Source organism: Epilithonimonas sp. KH_059 (assembly GCF_057838485.1).
Genome location: NZ_CM174468.1, coordinates 95,108 through 112,521, shown reverse-complemented (window position 1 = coordinate 112,521; position 17,414 = coordinate 95,108). Strand labels below are relative to the sequence as shown.

General features: G+C 41.7%; 18 protein-coding genes. 5 read left to right on the top strand and 13 right to left on the bottom strand.

Translation table 11 applies throughout. The annotated features are described in order from the left end of the window. Window positions 1-13: 13 nt before the first annotated feature. A complete protein-coding gene (gene pyrH, locus AC3IRX_RS00510) occupies window positions 14-718 on the bottom strand; it encodes a UMP kinase (RefSeq protein WP_459084142.1) in 705 nt (234 codons plus the stop codon). Window positions 719-895: 177 nt separating this feature from the next. Here pyrH and cmk point away from each other — a divergent pair, with 177 nt between their 5' ends. The 4 genes from cmk (at window position 896) to AC3IRX_RS00490 (ending at window position 3,050) form a co-directional block, all read left to right on the top strand. Next, entirely contained in the window at window positions 896-1,570 is a 675-nt protein-coding gene (gene cmk / locus AC3IRX_RS00505) for a (d)CMP kinase (RefSeq protein WP_489210564.1), read from the top strand. 158 nt (window positions 1,571-1,728) lie between these two features. Beyond that, a complete protein-coding gene (locus AC3IRX_RS00500; RefSeq protein WP_489210562.1) occupies window positions 1,729-2,142 on the top strand; it encodes a YtxH domain-containing protein in 414 nt (137 codons plus the stop codon). A 103-nt stretch (window positions 2,143-2,245) separates the two neighbouring features. Continuing rightward, window positions 2,246-2,554, top strand: a complete 309-nt coding sequence (locus AC3IRX_RS00495; RefSeq protein ID WP_489210560.1) for a phage holin family protein — start codon at window positions 2,246-2,248, stop codon at window positions 2,552-2,554. 4 nt (window positions 2,555-2,558) lie between these two features. Further along, window positions 2,559-3,050, top strand: coding sequence for a phosphoribosyl-ATP pyrophosphatase (locus tag AC3IRX_RS00490; RefSeq protein ID WP_489210559.1), 492 nt, complete (start codon window positions 2,559-2,561; stop codon window positions 3,048-3,050). Window positions 3,051-3,067: 17 nt separating this feature from the next. Here the strand turns inward: AC3IRX_RS00490 and AC3IRX_RS00485 are convergent, their stop codons facing one another. After that, window positions 3,068-3,808, bottom strand: coding sequence for a TrmH family RNA methyltransferase (locus AC3IRX_RS00485; RefSeq protein ID WP_489211490.1), 741 nt, complete (start codon window positions 3,806-3,808; stop codon window positions 3,068-3,070). Here AC3IRX_RS00485 and tamL point away from each other — a divergent pair. Further along, window positions 3,794-6,367, top strand: a complete 2,574-nt coding sequence (gene tamL / locus AC3IRX_RS00480; RefSeq protein WP_489210557.1) for a translocation and assembly module lipoprotein TamL — start codon at window positions 3,794-3,796, stop codon at window positions 6,365-6,367. The genes AC3IRX_RS00485 and tamL overlap by 15 nt on opposite strands. Window positions 6,368-6,443: 76 nt before the next feature. On the opposite strand, the gene AC3IRX_RS00475 is transcribed toward tamL, so the two are convergent. The 11 genes from AC3IRX_RS00475 to AC3IRX_RS00425 all read right to left on the bottom strand — a co-directional run bounded on the left by AC3IRX_RS00475 (window position 6,444) and on the right by AC3IRX_RS00425 (window position 17,324). Beyond that, window positions 6,444-6,773, bottom strand: a complete 330-nt coding sequence (locus AC3IRX_RS00475) for an ATP-dependent Clp protease adaptor ClpS (protein WP_489210556.1) — start codon at window positions 6,771-6,773, stop codon at window positions 6,444-6,446. Window positions 6,774-6,775: 2 nt separating this feature from the next. Next, a complete protein-coding gene (locus AC3IRX_RS00470) occupies window positions 6,776-8,131 on the bottom strand; it encodes a hemolysin family protein (protein WP_489210554.1) in 1,356 nt (451 codons plus the stop codon). Between the two features lie 84 nt (window positions 8,132-8,215). Then, window positions 8,216-8,764 (bottom strand): phosphatase PAP2 family protein, encoded by a 549-nt coding sequence (locus tag AC3IRX_RS00465; RefSeq protein ID WP_489210553.1) that lies wholly within the window; start codon window positions 8,762-8,764, stop codon window positions 8,216-8,218. Beyond that, window positions 8,761-9,138, bottom strand: coding sequence for a Sec-independent protein translocase subunit TatA/TatB (locus AC3IRX_RS00460; RefSeq protein ID WP_489210551.1), 378 nt, complete (start codon window positions 9,136-9,138; stop codon window positions 8,761-8,763). The genes AC3IRX_RS00465 and AC3IRX_RS00460 overlap by 4 nt, the downstream gene beginning before the upstream one ends. A 69-nt stretch (window positions 9,139-9,207) precedes the next feature. Next, window positions 9,208-10,428: a TCR/Tet family MFS transporter gene (locus AC3IRX_RS00455; RefSeq protein ID WP_489210550.1), complete on the bottom strand. Its 1,221-nt coding sequence runs from the start codon at window positions 10,426-10,428 to the stop codon at window positions 9,208-9,210. A gap of 55 nt (window positions 10,429-10,483) precedes the next feature. Beyond that, on the bottom strand, window positions 10,484-11,383 hold the full coding sequence (locus tag AC3IRX_RS00450) for a UbiA family prenyltransferase (RefSeq protein ID WP_489210548.1): 900 nt from the start codon (window positions 11,381-11,383) through the stop codon (window positions 10,484-10,486). 33 nt (window positions 11,384-11,416) lie between these two features. Then, window positions 11,417-12,343: a mevalonate kinase family protein gene (locus AC3IRX_RS00445; protein ID WP_489210546.1), complete on the bottom strand. Its 927-nt coding sequence runs from the start codon at window positions 12,341-12,343 to the stop codon at window positions 11,417-11,419. Window positions 12,344-12,487: 144 nt separating this feature from the next. Next, the gene (locus AC3IRX_RS00440; protein ID WP_489210544.1) at window positions 12,488-13,978 is read right to left on the bottom strand and encodes an MFS transporter; all 1,491 of its coding nucleotides are present in this window, start codon (window positions 13,976-13,978) and stop codon (window positions 12,488-12,490) included. A 95-nt stretch (window positions 13,979-14,073) separates the two neighbouring features. Continuing rightward, window positions 14,074-15,255, bottom strand: a complete 1,182-nt coding sequence (locus tag AC3IRX_RS00435; RefSeq protein WP_489210542.1) for a thiolase family protein — start codon at window positions 15,253-15,255, stop codon at window positions 14,074-14,076. Between the two features lie 120 nt (window positions 15,256-15,375). Then, entirely contained in the window at window positions 15,376-16,635 is a 1,260-nt protein-coding gene (locus tag AC3IRX_RS00430) for a nucleoside permease (protein ID WP_489210540.1), read from the bottom strand. A gap of 83 nt (window positions 16,636-16,718) precedes the next feature. Further along, window positions 16,719-17,324 (bottom strand): bifunctional nuclease family protein, encoded by a 606-nt coding sequence (locus AC3IRX_RS00425; RefSeq protein WP_489210538.1) that lies wholly within the window; start codon window positions 17,322-17,324, stop codon window positions 16,719-16,721. Between the last annotated feature and the right edge of the window lie 90 nt (window positions 17,325-17,414).

The following is a 17,414-nucleotide window of genomic DNA, read 5'->3' as shown; positions in this document are numbered from 1 at the left end:
TCTCCAAAAAAAATTAGTTCACAAGGGTTCCGACCTGCTCTCCTTGCACCACTTTCAGCAAATTGTCCTGTTTGTTCATATCAAACACGAGAATTGGCAAATGGTTTTCGTGGCTTAAGGTAAAGGCGGTCATGTCCATTACTTTTAAGTTCTTTTCAAAGACTTCTTTAAAACTTAAGGAATTAAATTTTACAGCGTCGGCATTGGTTTCCGGATCGCTGTCGTAAATCCCATCGACACGGGTTCCTTTTAAGATGACATCTGCTCCCACTTCGATCGCACGAAGCGTTGCAGCTGTATCCGTCGTGAAATAAGGATTTCCTGTACCGGCTCCAAAAATCACTACTCTTCCTTTTTCTAAGTGACGTGTGGCACGTCTCTTAATAAAAGGTTCTGCAATTTTATCCATTTCAATGGCACTTTGCAAACGGGTATACACCCCTAGGTTCTCAAGGGCGCCTTGAAGTGCCATCCCATTAATTACGGTGGCAAGCATTCCCATATAATCGCCTTGAACCCGGTCCATTCCATTGGCGGCTCCTGCAAGTCCTCGGAAAATATTACCTCCTCCAATGACGATCGCCACTTGGCATCCTAGATCCACCACCTTTTTGATCTCTTTTGCGTACTCCTCTAGGCGATTGTTGTCAATTCCATAAGCACGTTCTCCCATCAGGGCTTCTCCACTTAATTTCAGAAGGATTCTTTGGTATTTCATTTCTTTTATTTTCCTAGGTGCAAATATAAGGAAATGTCCATAATTTGTGGCCTGGCAATTAAAATAACCTTTTAATTTTTGAAGCTCTTTCAAAATGACTTACTTTTGTAAGGCATTTTTTCAAAGTCTAACACTTTGATCCCGCGTAAAATTGATTAATACTAAACTACTTTCTTTATGAACCGCAAACCTGTCATTGCCATGGATGGATTTTCCTCCACAGGAAAAAGTTCAATTTCAAAAGAAATTGCGAAAAAGCTAGGCTTAATCCACCTCGACACAGGAGCTCTGTACCGTGGAATCACCTATTTTGCGCTGAGCAAATGTCGCACATCAAAGAAGTCCTTGAATCTAGAGAAGCTCTATTCCCACTTTGATCGCATTGAACTCGAGTTTAAGCAAAATGAAAACGAACTAGACCTCTATCTTAATGGACAGAATATCGCAATGGAAATCCGATCTCCGGAAGTGAGCGACCATGTAAGTTACATTGCAAAACAGGCTCCTGTCAGAGACTTTTTGCTTTCTACACAACGGCAAATTGCGCAAAAAGGAGGCGTAATTATGGACGGTCGTGATATTGGTACCACCGTACTTCCCGAGGCTGATTATAAGTTTTTTCTGACCGCTAGTATTGACGAAAGGACTCTTCGCCGCTACCTTGAACTGCTTTCTTTTGGACAACAAACGACTAAAGAGGAAGTAAAACAGAACCTTGAGCAGCGTGACAAGATGGACAGCGAACGCGAGGTATCTCCTCTTCGCAAGGCAGAAGATGCCATTTTGATCGACAACACAACCCTAACCAAGGAACAAACCATTGCACTCATTTTGTCTCATATCACGAAGTAAAAAGAGAATTTTTGTCCTATTTTGAGCTGGAAAGCGAAAAAATATCATAATTCCCACCTTAACATACTTTATGACCGCCTGGTTTCAATTTTGGCATTTTTGTTGCACCTTCAGTAAAGAACCATTAAACGATTAATAACATCAAAATTCAAGAACAAATGGCAAAGAAAGGAAATAATACAGCGGCCGTATTGGCAGGACTTTTAGCAGGAGCAGCCGCAGGCGTAGTTTTAGGAATGCTTTATGCACCTGAAGAAGGAAAAGAAACTAGAAAAAAAATCAAAACCAAAGCAGAGGATCTAGCACACCAAGCGCAAGAACAGTACGGAAAAACCTCTGAGCAGGTAAAAGACCAGTACGGTAAGACCGCAGAAAAGGTAAAAGATCAATACGGCATTGTGTCGGAAAAAGTAAAAGATCAATTCAGTCAAATTTCATCGCAAGTGAAAGAGACAGCGGACAAAGTATCGAGTTCTGTAAAAGAAGGCTATGACAAGTACAAAAACCAAGCTGCAGGAACGGTAGCAGAGGTCTCAAAAGACATTGAAACGGAACTAGACGCCTTAAAATAACAAAGGCGCCTTTCTCCAAGGCTAGGCATTTAAATATTCATGGGAAACTTAGCTTTTTTAAGTTTCCCATTTTTTGTAAATTCACACCAAATTTCTATTACGTATGATTCATCTCGTTAAAGAGTACGCAAGCAAACGACTCGAGCTCCTGAAATTAGAAGCGACTGAAAAATCTTCGAAAGGCGCTGGATTCCTTGTTTTCATCAGCCTGGCAGCTTTGGCTGCTCTGTTTTTCATTCTCTTATTTAATATCGGTGTAGGACTCTATATTGGTTCTTTACTCGGGAACTACGGCTATGGAATCCTAATCGTAGCGGGTTTCTACCTACTTGTATTATTGCTGCTCCTTGCACTGCGAAAATTCATCACAACCAAAGTGGCAGGAGGAATCATCAAATTTATAAACGACTAAGATTATGGCCAAAATTACGACCATCGAGGAGCTGAGAAAAAGAAAGCTCGAACTCAAGGCCGAAGTTCAAGAACTAGAGGGCCTACTTACCTTTGAAAGTCCAAAAGAATCATTAAGTATTCTCAGTGGAGGATTCTCCGATCAGTTTTTGACGGAAAAACCGGCAAAAGACGGTCACAAGAAACTGGCCATCAAAACGGCTCCTTTAATTAAAGGACTTGGAAACTCACTGTTAGGAAAAAAAAGCAACCGCTCTCTTCTTGCGTTTGATCACACCAACGCGCAGTCCAACTTGTTAGAAACTTCTCTCAAGTTAGGTACGGCAGCCCTTGTAGGAAATCTAGCCAAGAAAAGCATCAAAAGCAAAAGCTGGAGAAATCGAATTTTAGGACTCGTCTTAATCTATGTGGCTCCAATGGCCCTTCGATTCTTACGATCCAAACTTGAGGTATACGAGAAAAACAAAAGCGTATCTAGTTTAGAAAAATTAATCTAGAGTCTTTTTCTTATCAATTATCGGTTTGAAAAATAAGCGCCTAAAATAATGCCTGTTGCCATCGAGACGTTTAAACTCTCGGTGGAGCGGTTTTCGCCAAATTGCGGAATGGTGAGGGTACGCTCAAGCAAAGGCTCTATATTGGATCGGATTCCATTTCCCTCATTTCCTAAAATGAGGTTTATTTTTTCAGGAAACGCAAACCCATAAAGGTTGTCTCCTTGCATATCGGTTCCTACGGTTGTATGTTCGGATTCCTTAAGGAAAGTACGAAGATCTAAATAGTGGACTTTCACGCGAGTGAAGGATCCCATCGAGGCTTGGATTACTTTCGGATTGTATAAATCCACGGTGTCTTCGCTACACACGATTTGTTCAATCCCAAACCAATCCGCAAGTCGGATAATGGTTCCTAAATTGCCTGGATCTTGCAAACCGTCTAAAACCAAATTCAGTTTAGGCTCAGTGAGCACCGAAGTTTCAACTTTTTGCTCCACGAGCGCAACGGAATCTTTCGGATGTTTTAAAAAACTAATTTTCCTTAGGTCGGTTGGCCCAATTTCTGTTATCAACTCCTTATACGAAGGACTTTGAGTAAGATAGTCTGGCTCTAAGGAGAATATTTGTTTAATTTTATAATCGGAATTAAAAAGTTCAGAGATGGTTTTATTGCCTTCAACCAAAAACAAATTGTATTTTTGTCTGAACTTCTTTTTGTCTAAAGACTGTATAACTTTTATAGTATGAGCGGTAAGCATTGCAAGAAATATTTTCAAAAGTATCACATATTTTTTTCTGTCGCAACATCCATGGGTGTTCTTTATGCCTGTAGCACGACGAAAAAAGTACCCGATGGGGAATATTTACTCGTAAAAAACAAATTTGAATACATAGATTCGAAAGAACACGCGAGTGAACTTCCCGGCTATGTGAGTCAATCTCCTAACAAAAAAGCCCTGTTTCTATTTCCTATCGGTCTGATGGCCTATAATTTAGCGACACCCAAATACGACACTCTACTCTCCGAGTACATGACCTACCCTTCTGAAATCCGCGACCAAAAACTAAGGGACTCGCTCTTTTTAAAATACGAGATGCCCCAGGACGTAGGAAAGAATCTTTTCATGGATCGTTTTTTGCACACCATTGGACAGCCACCGGTCATTCTAGACCAAAGCCAGTCCGAAAACAGTGCGGACAACATAAGGAAGCGACTCGTCTTTCGAGGCTATTGGGATGCCAATGTCAATTTTCACCACAAGTTGGACTCGAGCGCTAAAAAAGCGGAAGTAGAATATCAAATCAAACACAACGACCCTACGCGAATCTCTGAGTACTATTACGACATACCGGATCCAAACATCAAGGCGCAGTACGAGAGTCAATACGAGAAAAGCAAAATCTTAACAGGGGACATACTAGACCAAACCAAATTAGAGGACGAAGTCGATCGAATCACGCAGCAGATGCGTAAAGAAGGGTACTACCGTTTTAACGCAAGCAACGAGGAAATTTACTTCACAGCGGACACGCTTCAAAGTCGTAAAAACATCCCCCTTGTGATGGAGATCCAAAAGGACTCTCTTAATACTCCCTACAAGAAGGCTACCATAGGAGATATAAAGGTCTACGTGCTAGAAACCATGGAAGATGTTCCTCTAACCGTGAAGGACTCTCTAAGAGGAATCAATATCTATAAGTTGGACGATCAGTACAAGACTCCTGCCCTTTGGCGTCCTATTATTCTTCGAAATGGGGAAGTCTATGACCAAGGGAATCTAGACCTTACGAAACGAAACCTCTCGGCGATGAATAACTTTAGTATTATTAGCTACGAAGAGGATTTACGAAAGAACTCAGACAGTATTATTGACGTAGCTTATTACCTAGCTCCTCTCCCCAAATACGATTTAAGAACGGCCCTAGATTTGAGTTATTCTCAAATCCTCAATTTTGGTCTTGCTCCCTCTGTCGATTTAACCTCGCGAAATGTTTTTGGCGGGGCGGAAAACTTAACGGTGGGACTTTCCGGAATTGTGGGAAGCGTAAAGGACACGAAAGACTTACAGAAACGCTCGGTGGCGTACGAAGTCTCTGCGCAAGGAACCCTTAGTTTTCCTAGGCTACTACTTCCTTTCCGGTCGTATAAGCTTTTCCCAAAACGCTACTCTCCCACTTCGAATGTCAATTTAGGAGTGAGTGTACAGAATAACATTGGTCTGGGTAGAATCTCTTTTAATACGGGACTTAATTACTTCGCCAATGTGAACGATGTGGTGACCCACAGACTTTCGTTATTCAATACGCAGTTAAGCTTAACCCAAAACAAAGACCGGTATTACGAGTACTTTCCAAAGGACGGAGAGTTCAGGGACCAAATGTTCCAACTCTATTCCCCTACGCTCTATGAAGAATTCATGCAGGGCCAAGTGAGTTCCGATGAAGTCTCTAGTCAAATTCTCCAAGATTTGCCTTACCAGGAAAATTTAGCAGGACCGGATTTAGACCTATTCAATAACTTCCGCCAATCGATAATAAACAAGGACAGACAAACCCAAGACGTTTTAATCTCCTCTGTGATCTACAATTTCATTTACAACGAGATTGGAAAGAAAGATAGAATCAACCCTTTCTATTTTAATGGAAAAATAGAAACCGCCGGAAACCTCCTAGGTATCCTTGCAAAAGAGGCTTCCCAAAGTGAAGGCATCGCGGCGCAAAATGAGCAAAAAGCCATTTTTAACATTCCCTATTCTCAATTTGTAAAGTTCGATTTTGACGTACGTAAGTACTATCAATTCTTTGACAACAAACACACCCTCGCACTTCGCCAATTCGTAGGCATCGGAATTCCCTATGGCAATTCTTCAACCATGCCTTTTGTACGTTCTTATTTCAATGGAGGATCAAACGACATCCGAGCTTGGAGAGTTTTCGGAGGTCTAGGACCTGCCGACTCTCAATTAGACGAACGGGTAAGGGCCTATGTGATGGATAACATCAAACTAACCACCAACATTGAGTATAGAATGCCTTTTAGTACTATGTTTGAGGGAGCTGCCTTTGTGGATGCTGGGAACATCTGGAACCTAAAAGACAGTGGCTTTGGAGATCAGTTCAAATTTAGCAAATTCATCTCTCAAATGGGAGTGGGTGCCGGGCTTGGACTACGTATCAATGTAGCTTACATTACGCTTCGTCTCGATGCGGCATGGAAAGTCCATGATCCCAACCGACCCGAGGGAGACCGCTGGGTGATTAGCAAATGGCAACCGTTTAAGCCTACGCTTAACTTCGCATTCGGATATCCGTTCTAATCTAGACAATGAAACCAAAAAAAAGAGCCCTGCATTTCAAATGTGGGGCTCTCTTTGTTTCGTTTCGCGAAAAGTCTTAAACGATTTCGCTTGTGAGACCTTTGTCTAAAAGTTTTTCATGCATGGGTTTAAGAACCTCTAAAGAACCTGACTTGACGGTGCACTTTCCTTTGTAATGAATAAGAAGCGTGCACTGCTCTGCTTGAATCAAAGAATGTTTACAGATACTTACAAGACAGTCAATGACAAAATCAAAGGTGTTCACATCGTCGTTCCAAACCACGAGCTTATTTTCAAACTCATCTTCTTCTAAAACCAGCACATCTTGCTGCTCTTCTTTTTCTCTTTTGGGATCGTTATAATCGCGATTTAGGGAAAGGGACCCTAAAAGTCTTTCACTTGCCATTTTTACTCTGTCATTTCTTCGTCTATGGCTTGGTCGGTAGACTCGTCTTCATAGATGAGCTCTACGACCTCCACACTTTTATTATTCATCTTTAGGATCTTAAACTGATACCCGTTGATTTCAAACTCTTGATTTTCTTCCGGAATGTTTTCTAATTGGTGCAAAATATACCCGGCAAGGGTATTGAATTCCCCTTCTTCGGAGAGTGGAAATTCTTTCGGAAGATTCTCATTAATCTCTTCCAAAGGCTGGGTGGCTTGAACCCAGAAAATATTTTCTCCTACTTGGTCTACAATCTTATCTTCATCGTCTTCCTCGTCTTGAATTTCACCGACAAGCTCCTCTAGAATATCTTCTAATGTAATGATCCCTTCGGTTCCTCCAAACTCATCAATGACAATGGCCAAATGCTGCTTCTTTTGTTGGAAGACTTTGAGCAAATCAGAAATCTTCTTGCTTCCCACCACAAAAAAGGGATCTCGCATAAGCGAACGTAGAACTTCGTGGTCCATCGTCGCTTTTCTTCTTACATACTCCCTTACGATCTCCTTCGCGTAAAAGATTCCGACAATGTTATCAATGGAATCTTCGTACACAGGAATTCTAGAGTATCCACTGTCCATAATCTGCTCGATGATTTCCTCAATGGAATCCTCTAGATCAATGGATAAAATATTTTGACGAGGAACCATGATCTGTTTCGCAGAATGGTCTGTAAAATCAAATGCGTTTTTGATAATCTCATAGTTCTCCTCCTGGATCTCTCCGGAATCTGCAGACTGCTTTACAAGAAGCTGCAACTCCTCGGTGGAATGTATTTCTTGGTCTGAGGCGGGGTTGATTTTCATGAGTCTTAGACAGGCATTCGACATCTGATTCATCGTCCAAATGAAAGGTCTAAAGACAGTATAAAACACACGAAGAGGCACGGCAATAGCCATGGTGGTAGGTTCCGCTTTCCGGATTGCAATGGACTTGGGAATCAGTTCTCCAAAGACAATGTGCATCACAGTCACGATTAAAAAGCTAATCACTAGCGACAAGGTGGTAATGGTCGTCGGGTCGGCTATCAAATTGAATTGTATGAAGACCTTTTCGATTAGATGGTGCATCGCGCTCTCCCCGACCCAACCTAAGGCTAGTGAGGCTAGCGTAATTCCCAACTGCGTGGCAGAAAGGTACTCGTCTAAATGCTTGATGATGTGCTCGGAATGCTTGGCTAATTTGTGGCCTTCTGCAGCCTTGAGCTGAATTTGTGAATAGCGTACCTTGACGATTGAAAATTCAGCAGCTACGAAAAAACCATTAAGTAATACTAAAAATAAGGCTAATAAAATCTTGACTAAGTCTGAGTCCATTTAAAAGTTAATAAACATTGGGGCAAAGATAAACATTTTTTTAATTTCAATTTGAGGAAGTTACGCCTAACACGCACCGAAGAATTACTTAAGTGTTTTTAAGCTTAAGGCATAAAAAGTACCTCCAAGCAAACCCCCAACGAGCGCTCCGTAAATCACGTCGAGTGGATAATGCACGCCTAGATAAATTCGGCTGTACGCTACGACGCCTGCCCAAAGAAGGAACAAAATCGCATAGGGTTTAATTCGCTTTCTTAAATGCAAAAACATAAAGGCTGCAATAAAAAAGGTATTTGAGGCATGGGCCGAATAAAATCCATAGGGGCCTCCACACTTCACTTCTCGAAATAGTCCCTCAATTGAAGGCTCATGACAGGGTCTAAGTCGTTCTATTCCGTATTTAAAGACGTTGGACAATTGGTCCGAGATGGTCACGCCCAGAGCAATAAAAAGAAGCATAAAAGCCAAATTTCGCCAACCGAAATTGGATTTTAACAAATAGAGGAAAATTACGTAGAGTGGAATCCAAATAAAGGTTTTGGACACAAGGAGCCAAAAGGAATCAAAAGAGCTGTCTCCTAAATTATTAAGAAAAAGAAAGAGCTCTGTATCGTATTCTAAGAGACTCATCATGATCTACGGCTTACCGGACCCTCGTGGGTGGGATCTTCAAAAGAAGGAAGGGCCGTTTTCTCAGCTCCCTCTTCCTTTATAAGAGAATTGGTATCCATCGTGGTGGCCTTTTTTAAGTCTTCGATTTCCTGTTTTATTTCTTGCACAGGCGTATACTCTTTGGCCGCCATTTTCACCTTGTCTATTTCTTTTTTGATCTCAGAAACCGGTTCGTGGGTTTCCTTAAGAATTTCGGTTTTTATATCGTCCATTGCACCTCTCATTTTGCGAACCCCTGAGCCCAGGTCTCTCGCAATTGAAGGCAGTTTGTCAGGTCCGAAAAGTACGATGATGGCCAGTGCAATGACGACCATTTCCATGAATCCTAATTCCATGCCGCTAAATTAATAAAGATTTTCCATTCCACTTCTACATCGCCTTTAAAAAACGGCCTTCTTCTTCGGTTATTTGGATTGTTTTTGAAACACATAATAAATAAACACAGCGCTAAGACCCATAAGAAGAAACCCTAAGAAAAAAGGAGCTCCTGGAAATGAGAAAGGGGCCGTATCGTGCGTAAAATAATAAAAGACATTGGTCATCATAGGGGGACCAATAATTGAGGTTAAACTCACAACGCTTGTGAGGGCTCCTTGCAAATCTCCCTGCTCGTTCTTAGGAACTTTGGAGGTAATTAGGGACTGAAGAGCAGGACCTGCAATGCCTCCTAAAGTATAGACTCCAAGAATGGCAAACATCATCCAAGGTTCGGGTGCAAAGGCAAACAAAAGCATTCCTACCGCGTAAAAGAGAATTCCGTACAAAATACTGCGCTCGCTACCAATGCGTGGATGGACTTTGGACACGAGATACCCTTGCACTAGTGCAGTCATAGCCCCCATCACCCCGAGAGAGATTCCCACCATTCGTTCGTCCCAGGAGAAACGAAACATGGTGAAGTAAGCCCAATTGGTCTGTACCGCATGCGCAGCTACATACACGAGGAACCAGGCAAGAAGCAGTTTGAAAATTTCAGGATGTTTTTTAATCTGATAAAGACTTCCAATGGGATTGGCTCTCTTCCAAGAAAAATCACGACGGTATTTCGGCTCTAAACTCTCCGGCAAAACAAAAATTCCATAAAGGAAATTCACCAGACAAAGCACACCGGCTGCGATGAAGGGAAGCCTGGCTCCGTACACTCCCAAAACCCCACCTAAGACCGGACCAATGATAAATCCAAGTCCAAAGGCTGCCCCAATGAGTCCAAAGTTTTTGGCACGATTGGAATCGTCTGAAATGTCTGCAATGTAGGCACTGGCTGCCGTGACACTCGCCCCGGTAATACCCGAGAATATACGTCCGATGAAAAGCCACAAAATGGTGGGTGCCCAAGCCTGAATAAAGAAGTTTATGGAAAACCCTAAGAGGGAAAGCAAAATCACAGGTCTGCGACCATATTTGTCGCTTAAGTTACCAAGGATAGGCGCAAAAACAAACTGCATAAATGCGTAGAGAAACCCGAGCCAACCCCCATACTTGGCCGCCTCTGATATGTCTGCATTGATGAGTTCTTCAATTAATTTCGGAACTACGGGAATTACAATTCCCCAACCGGTTATGTCCACTAGAAGGGTTATAAAAATAAACCCCATGGCAGCGGAATTTTGCTTTTTCTTCGCCATAATAAGGCTGCAAATTTAAATCATTTTACGCAATAAAAAAGGTAGAATTAAATCGCTAATGAAGTTTTTCGTAAATCCCATTGGCTAGCATGAACACGACTCCAATGAAAATCCAGACCCTAAGGGTGTTTAAAAGCAGTGGAATTCTTGCAAGTCGAACGCGAAACACTCGAATGCACGCAAAAAGTAGCACAACAATAGAGCTACTAAAATAAAAGGTAAGGTAATTAAAGGACTCTATTCGTGCTACAATTCCTAAGGCTACCCCCATGGTGACCACAAGGAGTACAGCCACAAGTACACTGGTGTATTTCACGCCAAGGACAATGGGCAGGGTTTTGTAGTCAAATAGGACATCGGCTCTTAGGGTTAAGAAGTCCTTCAATACATCTACCACTAGAAGGATTAGGAACAAAAAAGCAGCCATCAGAAATAAATTAAGCGAAAAATGCTGATAGTAAACAAGCATTCCAAAAAAAGGATAAAGGGTCAAACTTACAAACGTAAGGTTATTCACAATCACAATCTTGCTTAATTTGTGGCTATAAAACCACATCATAAATTGATAGAGTAGAAAAAAGACGAAAATTCGTGGGGAAAGAAGGTAGGCGATGCCTAGGGAAAATGCATTTAATAGCACATAGGAATACAGAAAATACTTTTGCTTCAAAAAACCTTGCAGCTTCGTCACGAAGGGTTTTTGAATCCGGTCTTTCTCAAGGTCGTAAAATTGATTGATGATCCCTCCCGCACCAATGCTCAGAATGCTACAAAAGATAATCCCATGAATTTTGTAATCAAAGACAAATTGCTTTAAGGTTTCTTCTTGGTTGATGATAAAAAAAGTAGATACGTAAAGGGCAAAGGTAAAGAGTAGCAGCATGAAAATCCGGGCCCCAATTAGGAGACTTACCAGTTGAGATACGCGGTACATCAGCGGGCTATTCTGTTTCATGGGCGAGATAATTTTGCTTTTATCAGATTCGATTTAAAAGCGATAGATCACTTCTTTGTTAAATCCATTTAGCATTTTACTAGCTTTCTCGTAGTCTTTTGTAAATCCTAAGATATAGCCTCCTCCTCCACTTCCACAAAGCTTCAGATAGTAAGCATTGGAATCGATGCCTTTCTTCCAAACTTTGTATAGACTCTCAGGAATCATAGGCTTGAAATGATCAAAGGCCCAAAGAGAGAGTTTCTTTAAGTTTCGGAAAAAAGGATTCATATCCTTTTTTAGGAACGCTTCTATACAAGCGTTGTTATAGCGAATGAATTCTTCTTTCAGGGTCTTTCTAAACCCTTCCGTTTTCATCTTGTCAAAGAAAATTTGAATCATCGGACCGGTTTCTCCCACGGTTCCTGAGTCAATTAAAAAGATAGCTCCTTTCCCTTCGCTTTGAGAAGGTAGAGACACTTTATCAACACTTTCTTTCGATTCAATTAAGATGGGCAGGTTCATATAGCAAATCAGAGGATCGATTCCACTACTGGTGCCATGGAAAAAGCTCTCCAAAAGTCCAAAAACTTTCTTCAGCGCTTTTAGCTCGTCTTTGCTTATTAAATCCGCTGGGTATTTAATGCGGCTGTAGCGCTCAAAAATGGCCGCTACCAGGGCGCCAGAACTTCCCACTCCATAGCCTTGGGGAATGTTGCTATCAAAGAAAAGACCTTTCTTTAAATCCTTTTGGAATTCCTCCACCTTTAACTCATATTCTGCAGGCAGTTCAAGAGTTTCAAGAAACTTCATATAGCGCTGCAAACTTTCGTTTGAACGCTTTTCAAAATCAGAATCCAAATCAGAGAATTTTAGCGTGCCCTTATAAAAACTATAAGGTACCGTTAAGCCTTGGGAATCTTCTATAATTCCGTATTCTCCAAAGAGAAGTATTTTTGCATAGAATAAAGGACTGGACATACGCTTAAATTAGAGGTCTTAAACCTCGCGGCAAAGATACGATATTATATTTTTAGTGCATTCTGCAAAAACCGGGCCTAAACACATGCTAATCCACTGATATAACGAAGGTTTTGCTTTTTATAATTTTGCAACTACACTTTTTTAAAGAACTTCCTTATTTGCGCTGTTACTGCCCTTCACGAACCGTATTAAAACCAGTCCAATCACAAAGAACAGAACCATGGAAAGAGCTGCATAACGCATGTTGTCAAATTCTTCTATCAGCGTCGCAAAGATAAAAGTCCCCAGAATGATCGCTAATTTCTCAAGCACATCATAAAAACTAAAATACGTGGTATTGTCCATTGAGTTTTCAGGAAGTAGTTTCGAATAGGTAGATCGAGACATCGCTTGAAGTCCACCCATTACAAGTCCTACAATACCCGCTACAAAATAGAATTGATACTCTACATTGGGATCTTCGCGGTTCAAAAAGAAGGCGGCGAGACAAGCCACGATCCAAAGACCTACGGCAATGGAGATTACATTCTTGTTCCCGATTCGTCTCGAGAGTCTCGAAAATAAGATCGCCCCAATAACCGCTTCAATCTGTATGACCAAAAGAGTGGCAATTAATCTTCCTTGGTCTAAATTGATTTCACTCTTCCCAAAGAGCGTTGCCATGAGAAAGATAGTTTGCATTCCCACACTGTAGAAGAAGAAACTAGAAAGAAAGAACTTAAGGTTGGTGTCTTTAAACAGCATATTCCCCACTTTAAAAAGTTCTCGGAAACTTTGTCTTCCAATGTCCCAATAGAAATTCACATTGTCTTTTAAAACTTCAAAGAAACCTCCATTCTCCTGGTGCTTTTTAAAGATGTTTTTATAGTTCAAAAGCACTAAGTCTTTCGGTAGCTTTTCTTTGATATCCCCAAAGACAGGCAAATGCTTAAAGGTGTATTGGGAGAAACCAAACCACCAGGCGGCCGTCAGTAAGAAACTAACGCGGGTATAAATCAACTGCTCCTTCGGCCCCTCGGCCACTACCATAATAAGAAGTAAGCAAAGAATCACCAAAACCACGGATCCTATGTATCCATAGACATAACCACGCGCCGAAAGCGCATCTTGCTTGTCCCGAGTCGCAATATCGGGTAAAAAGGAATTATAGAACACCAATGAGCCCCAAAAACCGACGCTCGCTGTAATGCTAAAGAGAAGCCCTAAAAACACGTTCTCCATTCCCGTAAACATGGCGAGCCCCATACACGAGGTCGCACCTAAATAACAGAAAAATTGCAAAAACGATTTCTTATTCCCTATAGTATCGGCAAGGGAAGAGAGAAAAGGAGAGATCAAAACCACGATGAAAAACGAAATCGTTAAGGAATACCCATAAATCGCATCGGGATGGTAGGACTGTCCAAAGAGTTCAATTTCATGACGAACGGGAACGTTGATCCAACGGTTCTGATCCGCTAAAAATTCCTTTCTTTCGTACTGCGTCGTAAGGGTGGAGTAATAGATTGGAAAAATCGTCGAGGTAATCACTAAGGAATACACAGAGTTTGCCCAATCGTAGAAGGCCCACCCCTTCATGATTTTAGGATTATTCTTTATAACCCCTTGTGGGGAGAGAGAGGAATTTGACATGAAATTAGTATAATTTAGACAAAAGTAAAAAATCCATTAAGAACTCAATCTTTTTTTTTAAGTCTTAATGGATTTTTAATTTGAGTGTAGCTTTTTTACGCTAAGTTTTCGATCACGATCGCAGAAGCGCCTCCGCCTCCATTGCATATGGCTGCAGCTCCATAACGAGCTTTGTTTTGCTTTAGAACATTTACTAAAGTGACCACAATTCTCGCACCGGAACTTCCAAGCGGATGCCCAAGGGAAACGGCTCCCCCATTGACATTGACTTTCGCGCTATCTAAACCTAAAATCTTATTGTTGACGAGTCCCACGACGGAAAACGCCTCGTTAAATTCAAAAAAGTCAATCTCTTCGAGGGAAAGACCTGCCTTCTTAAGGGCTTTAGGAAGCGCTTTAGAAGGGGCCGTAGTAAACCACTCGGGCTCGTGCGCTGCATCGGCATAAGACACAATTCTTGCTAGTGGAGTTAGCCCTAAACTTTCCATTTTCTCTTTTGACATTAAAACCAGTGCGGATGCCCCGTCGTTTAAAGTGGAGGCATTGGCCGCCGTCACCGTTCCGTTTTCTCTTTGAAAAACGGTAGGAAGCGTGGAGAGCCTGTCAAAGTTTACATTTTTGTATTCTTCATCTTCATTCACCACAATCGGATCCCCTTTTCTTTGAGGCACTTCCACAGCGACAATTTCTTCACTGTATTTTCCTTCGCTCCAAGCTTTTGCCGATCTCGTATAGGATTCTACCGCAAAGCGGTCCTGATCTTCTCTTGAGAACTCATATTCAGCGGCGCACTTCTCAGCGCAAACGCCCATATGAACTTTTCCATATTTGTCCGTCAATCCATCGGTCAACAGACCGTCCTGCATCTTCACATCCCCTAATTTGGTTGCAGTTCGTGCATGGTAATAGTGAGGCACTTGAGACATATTCTCCATTCCTCCGACAACCACTACTTCAGCATCGCCTGACTTGATGGTTTGCGCTCCAATGGAAATCGCTTTCATTCCGGAGGCGCATACTTTGTTCACGGTCGTGGCCGGAGTCTCGTTTGAGAGACCTGCTCCTAGGGCCACCTGACGGGCAGGTGCCTGTCCTTCGCCTGCTTGAAGTACATTTCCCATGAAAATTTCTTCTACTTCGCTTGGCTCTAACTTAATTTTATCCAATGCGCCTTTCACGGCAACCGAACCTAAGGTGGTAGCCGGTACACTTGATAAGCTTCCATTAAAACTACCCATTGGGGTTCTTGCCGCGGCGACTATAAATACTTCTTTCATTGCTCTTTATCTATTTAAAATTATAAATTTTCGTCAAAATTGATTCGGCTCTAAAATACAAAAAAAAATACACTGCGAAAGAGTGTATTTTTTTAGGTGTTTCGGCTCTAAAATTAAGCCTTAGTGTGTAATCGTTTTTAAGGCTTCGGGGGTGTGTTTATGCTTAAATAGCGCCCAAAAGGCAATGGCAATGACAAAGGCGTAGAGTGCAAACACTAGCCATATTTCATGCCACATTTTTCCTCCGCCAGGATGCGTAAAGTACGTGTCAATCATCCATCCGCTGACAAGACTTCCCATCACCGCTCCAAATCCATTGGTCATCATCATAAAGACCCCTTGCGCAGAACTTCTAATTTTATAATCGGTGGTTCCTTCCACAAAAAGAGATCCAGAAATATTGAAGAAATCAAAAGCCATTCCGTACACGATGCAAGAAACAATAATGAACACAAGACCCATTCCTTCTGGCGTTCCGTATCCCAGTAACAAGAAGCGAAGAACCCATGCAAACATGGAGATAAGCATCACTTTTTTGATTCCGTATCGCTTAAGGAAGAAAGGAATTGCTAGGATGAAAACCGTTTCTGAAATTTGAGAAATGGACATAATAATGGTGGACCGCTTCACGACAAAACTATCGGCAAACTTAGGATCGTTTGCAAAATCAGATAAGAAGGTATCGCCATACATGTTGGTGAGTTGAAGCGCAGCTCCAAGGAGCATGGAAAAGCAAAAGAAAAGAGCCATCTTATAATCCTTGAACAAGGAAAAAGCCTTCAGCCCTAATTTTTCACTTAGCGGTGCGTCTTTCGGAATTTTGTTTTGAGGTGGACAAGCCGGAAGTGTAAAGGCATAAATCCCTAGGATAAAAGCCACCACTGCTGCAATGTAAAATTGATCTGCAGAATCTTTACTGCCCGTCAGGTTGGTTACCCACATCGCGACAATAAATCCAATGGTTCCCCAAACCCGAATAGGTGGGAAATCTTTAAGCACATCGTTTCCACTGTTTTTCAATACATTGTAAGCAATCGAATTTGAAAGTGCGATCGTGGGCATGTAAAACAGCATGGCTAAAAGCATAACCCAGAAAAATTGGTCAGGATTGACCAGTGAAGGCATTAACAGAAGACTTCCCCCATAGAGGAAATGAAGCACTCCATACAGCTTTTCTGCATTCACCCATCGATCGGCAATAATCCCGATTAAGGCCGGCATGAATATCGAAGCGATTCCCATGGTTGAGAATACAGCTCCAAATTCGGCTCCCCCCCACTGTTTAGTGGAAAACCAGTAAACGGCAATCGTAATTAGCCAAGCTCCCCAGACAAAAAACTGCAAGAAACTTAAAATGGTAAGTCTTAATTTTACATTCATAAGATGGTCAAAATAAAAAGCCCTTTTGGGCAGCCGTTCTTGTAATCAATTCAAAGAAAGCATGCCTTAAGGGCGTTGGGTCATTAATCTAGATTCTTTTTCCTTCTTTTGATTTCTTCTTGCAATTCAAGTGCAGTATCAAAATCTTCGTCCTTCACGGCCTGTTCTAAAAGAAGTTTTAGTTCCGCTAGGGGTAGGTTGTATATATCTTGAGAACCTAACTCACTAGGAGAAGGACTAAATTCAGGTTCACTCGACTCATCTCTTTGAATTTCGAGTAGGATTCCGGCTTCTTCGAGAACTTGCGAGGTGGTAAAAATCGGAGCTGAAAAACGAACGGCCATCGCCACGGCATCCGAGGTTCTTGCATCAATCACGATTTCTTTGTTTGTTCCAAATTCCCGAAAGACCATATTGGAAAAAAAGACGCCGTCTACAATCTGGTAAATTAACACGGAGACCATCTCATAATTCACGGTAGAGACAAAAGTCGCAAACAAATCATGGGTCAAGGGCCTAGGGGGCTGAATATCTTTTTCAAGTCCAAGAGAAATGGCCTGCGCCTCAAAATTTCCGATTACGACCGGCAATTTAATTTTGGTCGGAATGTGTTCCAAAAGTAGCGCATAGGCTCCAGACTGAGTCTGGCTATAGGAGATCCCTCGGATATTTAACTCTTTGTAATCCATCTTACAAATATAAAAAATTATTAATTGGATAGCATCGCTTTCCACTTGCAGTTTCAAGCTCAATTCTTCAAAGCACAATGTCCCTCATTC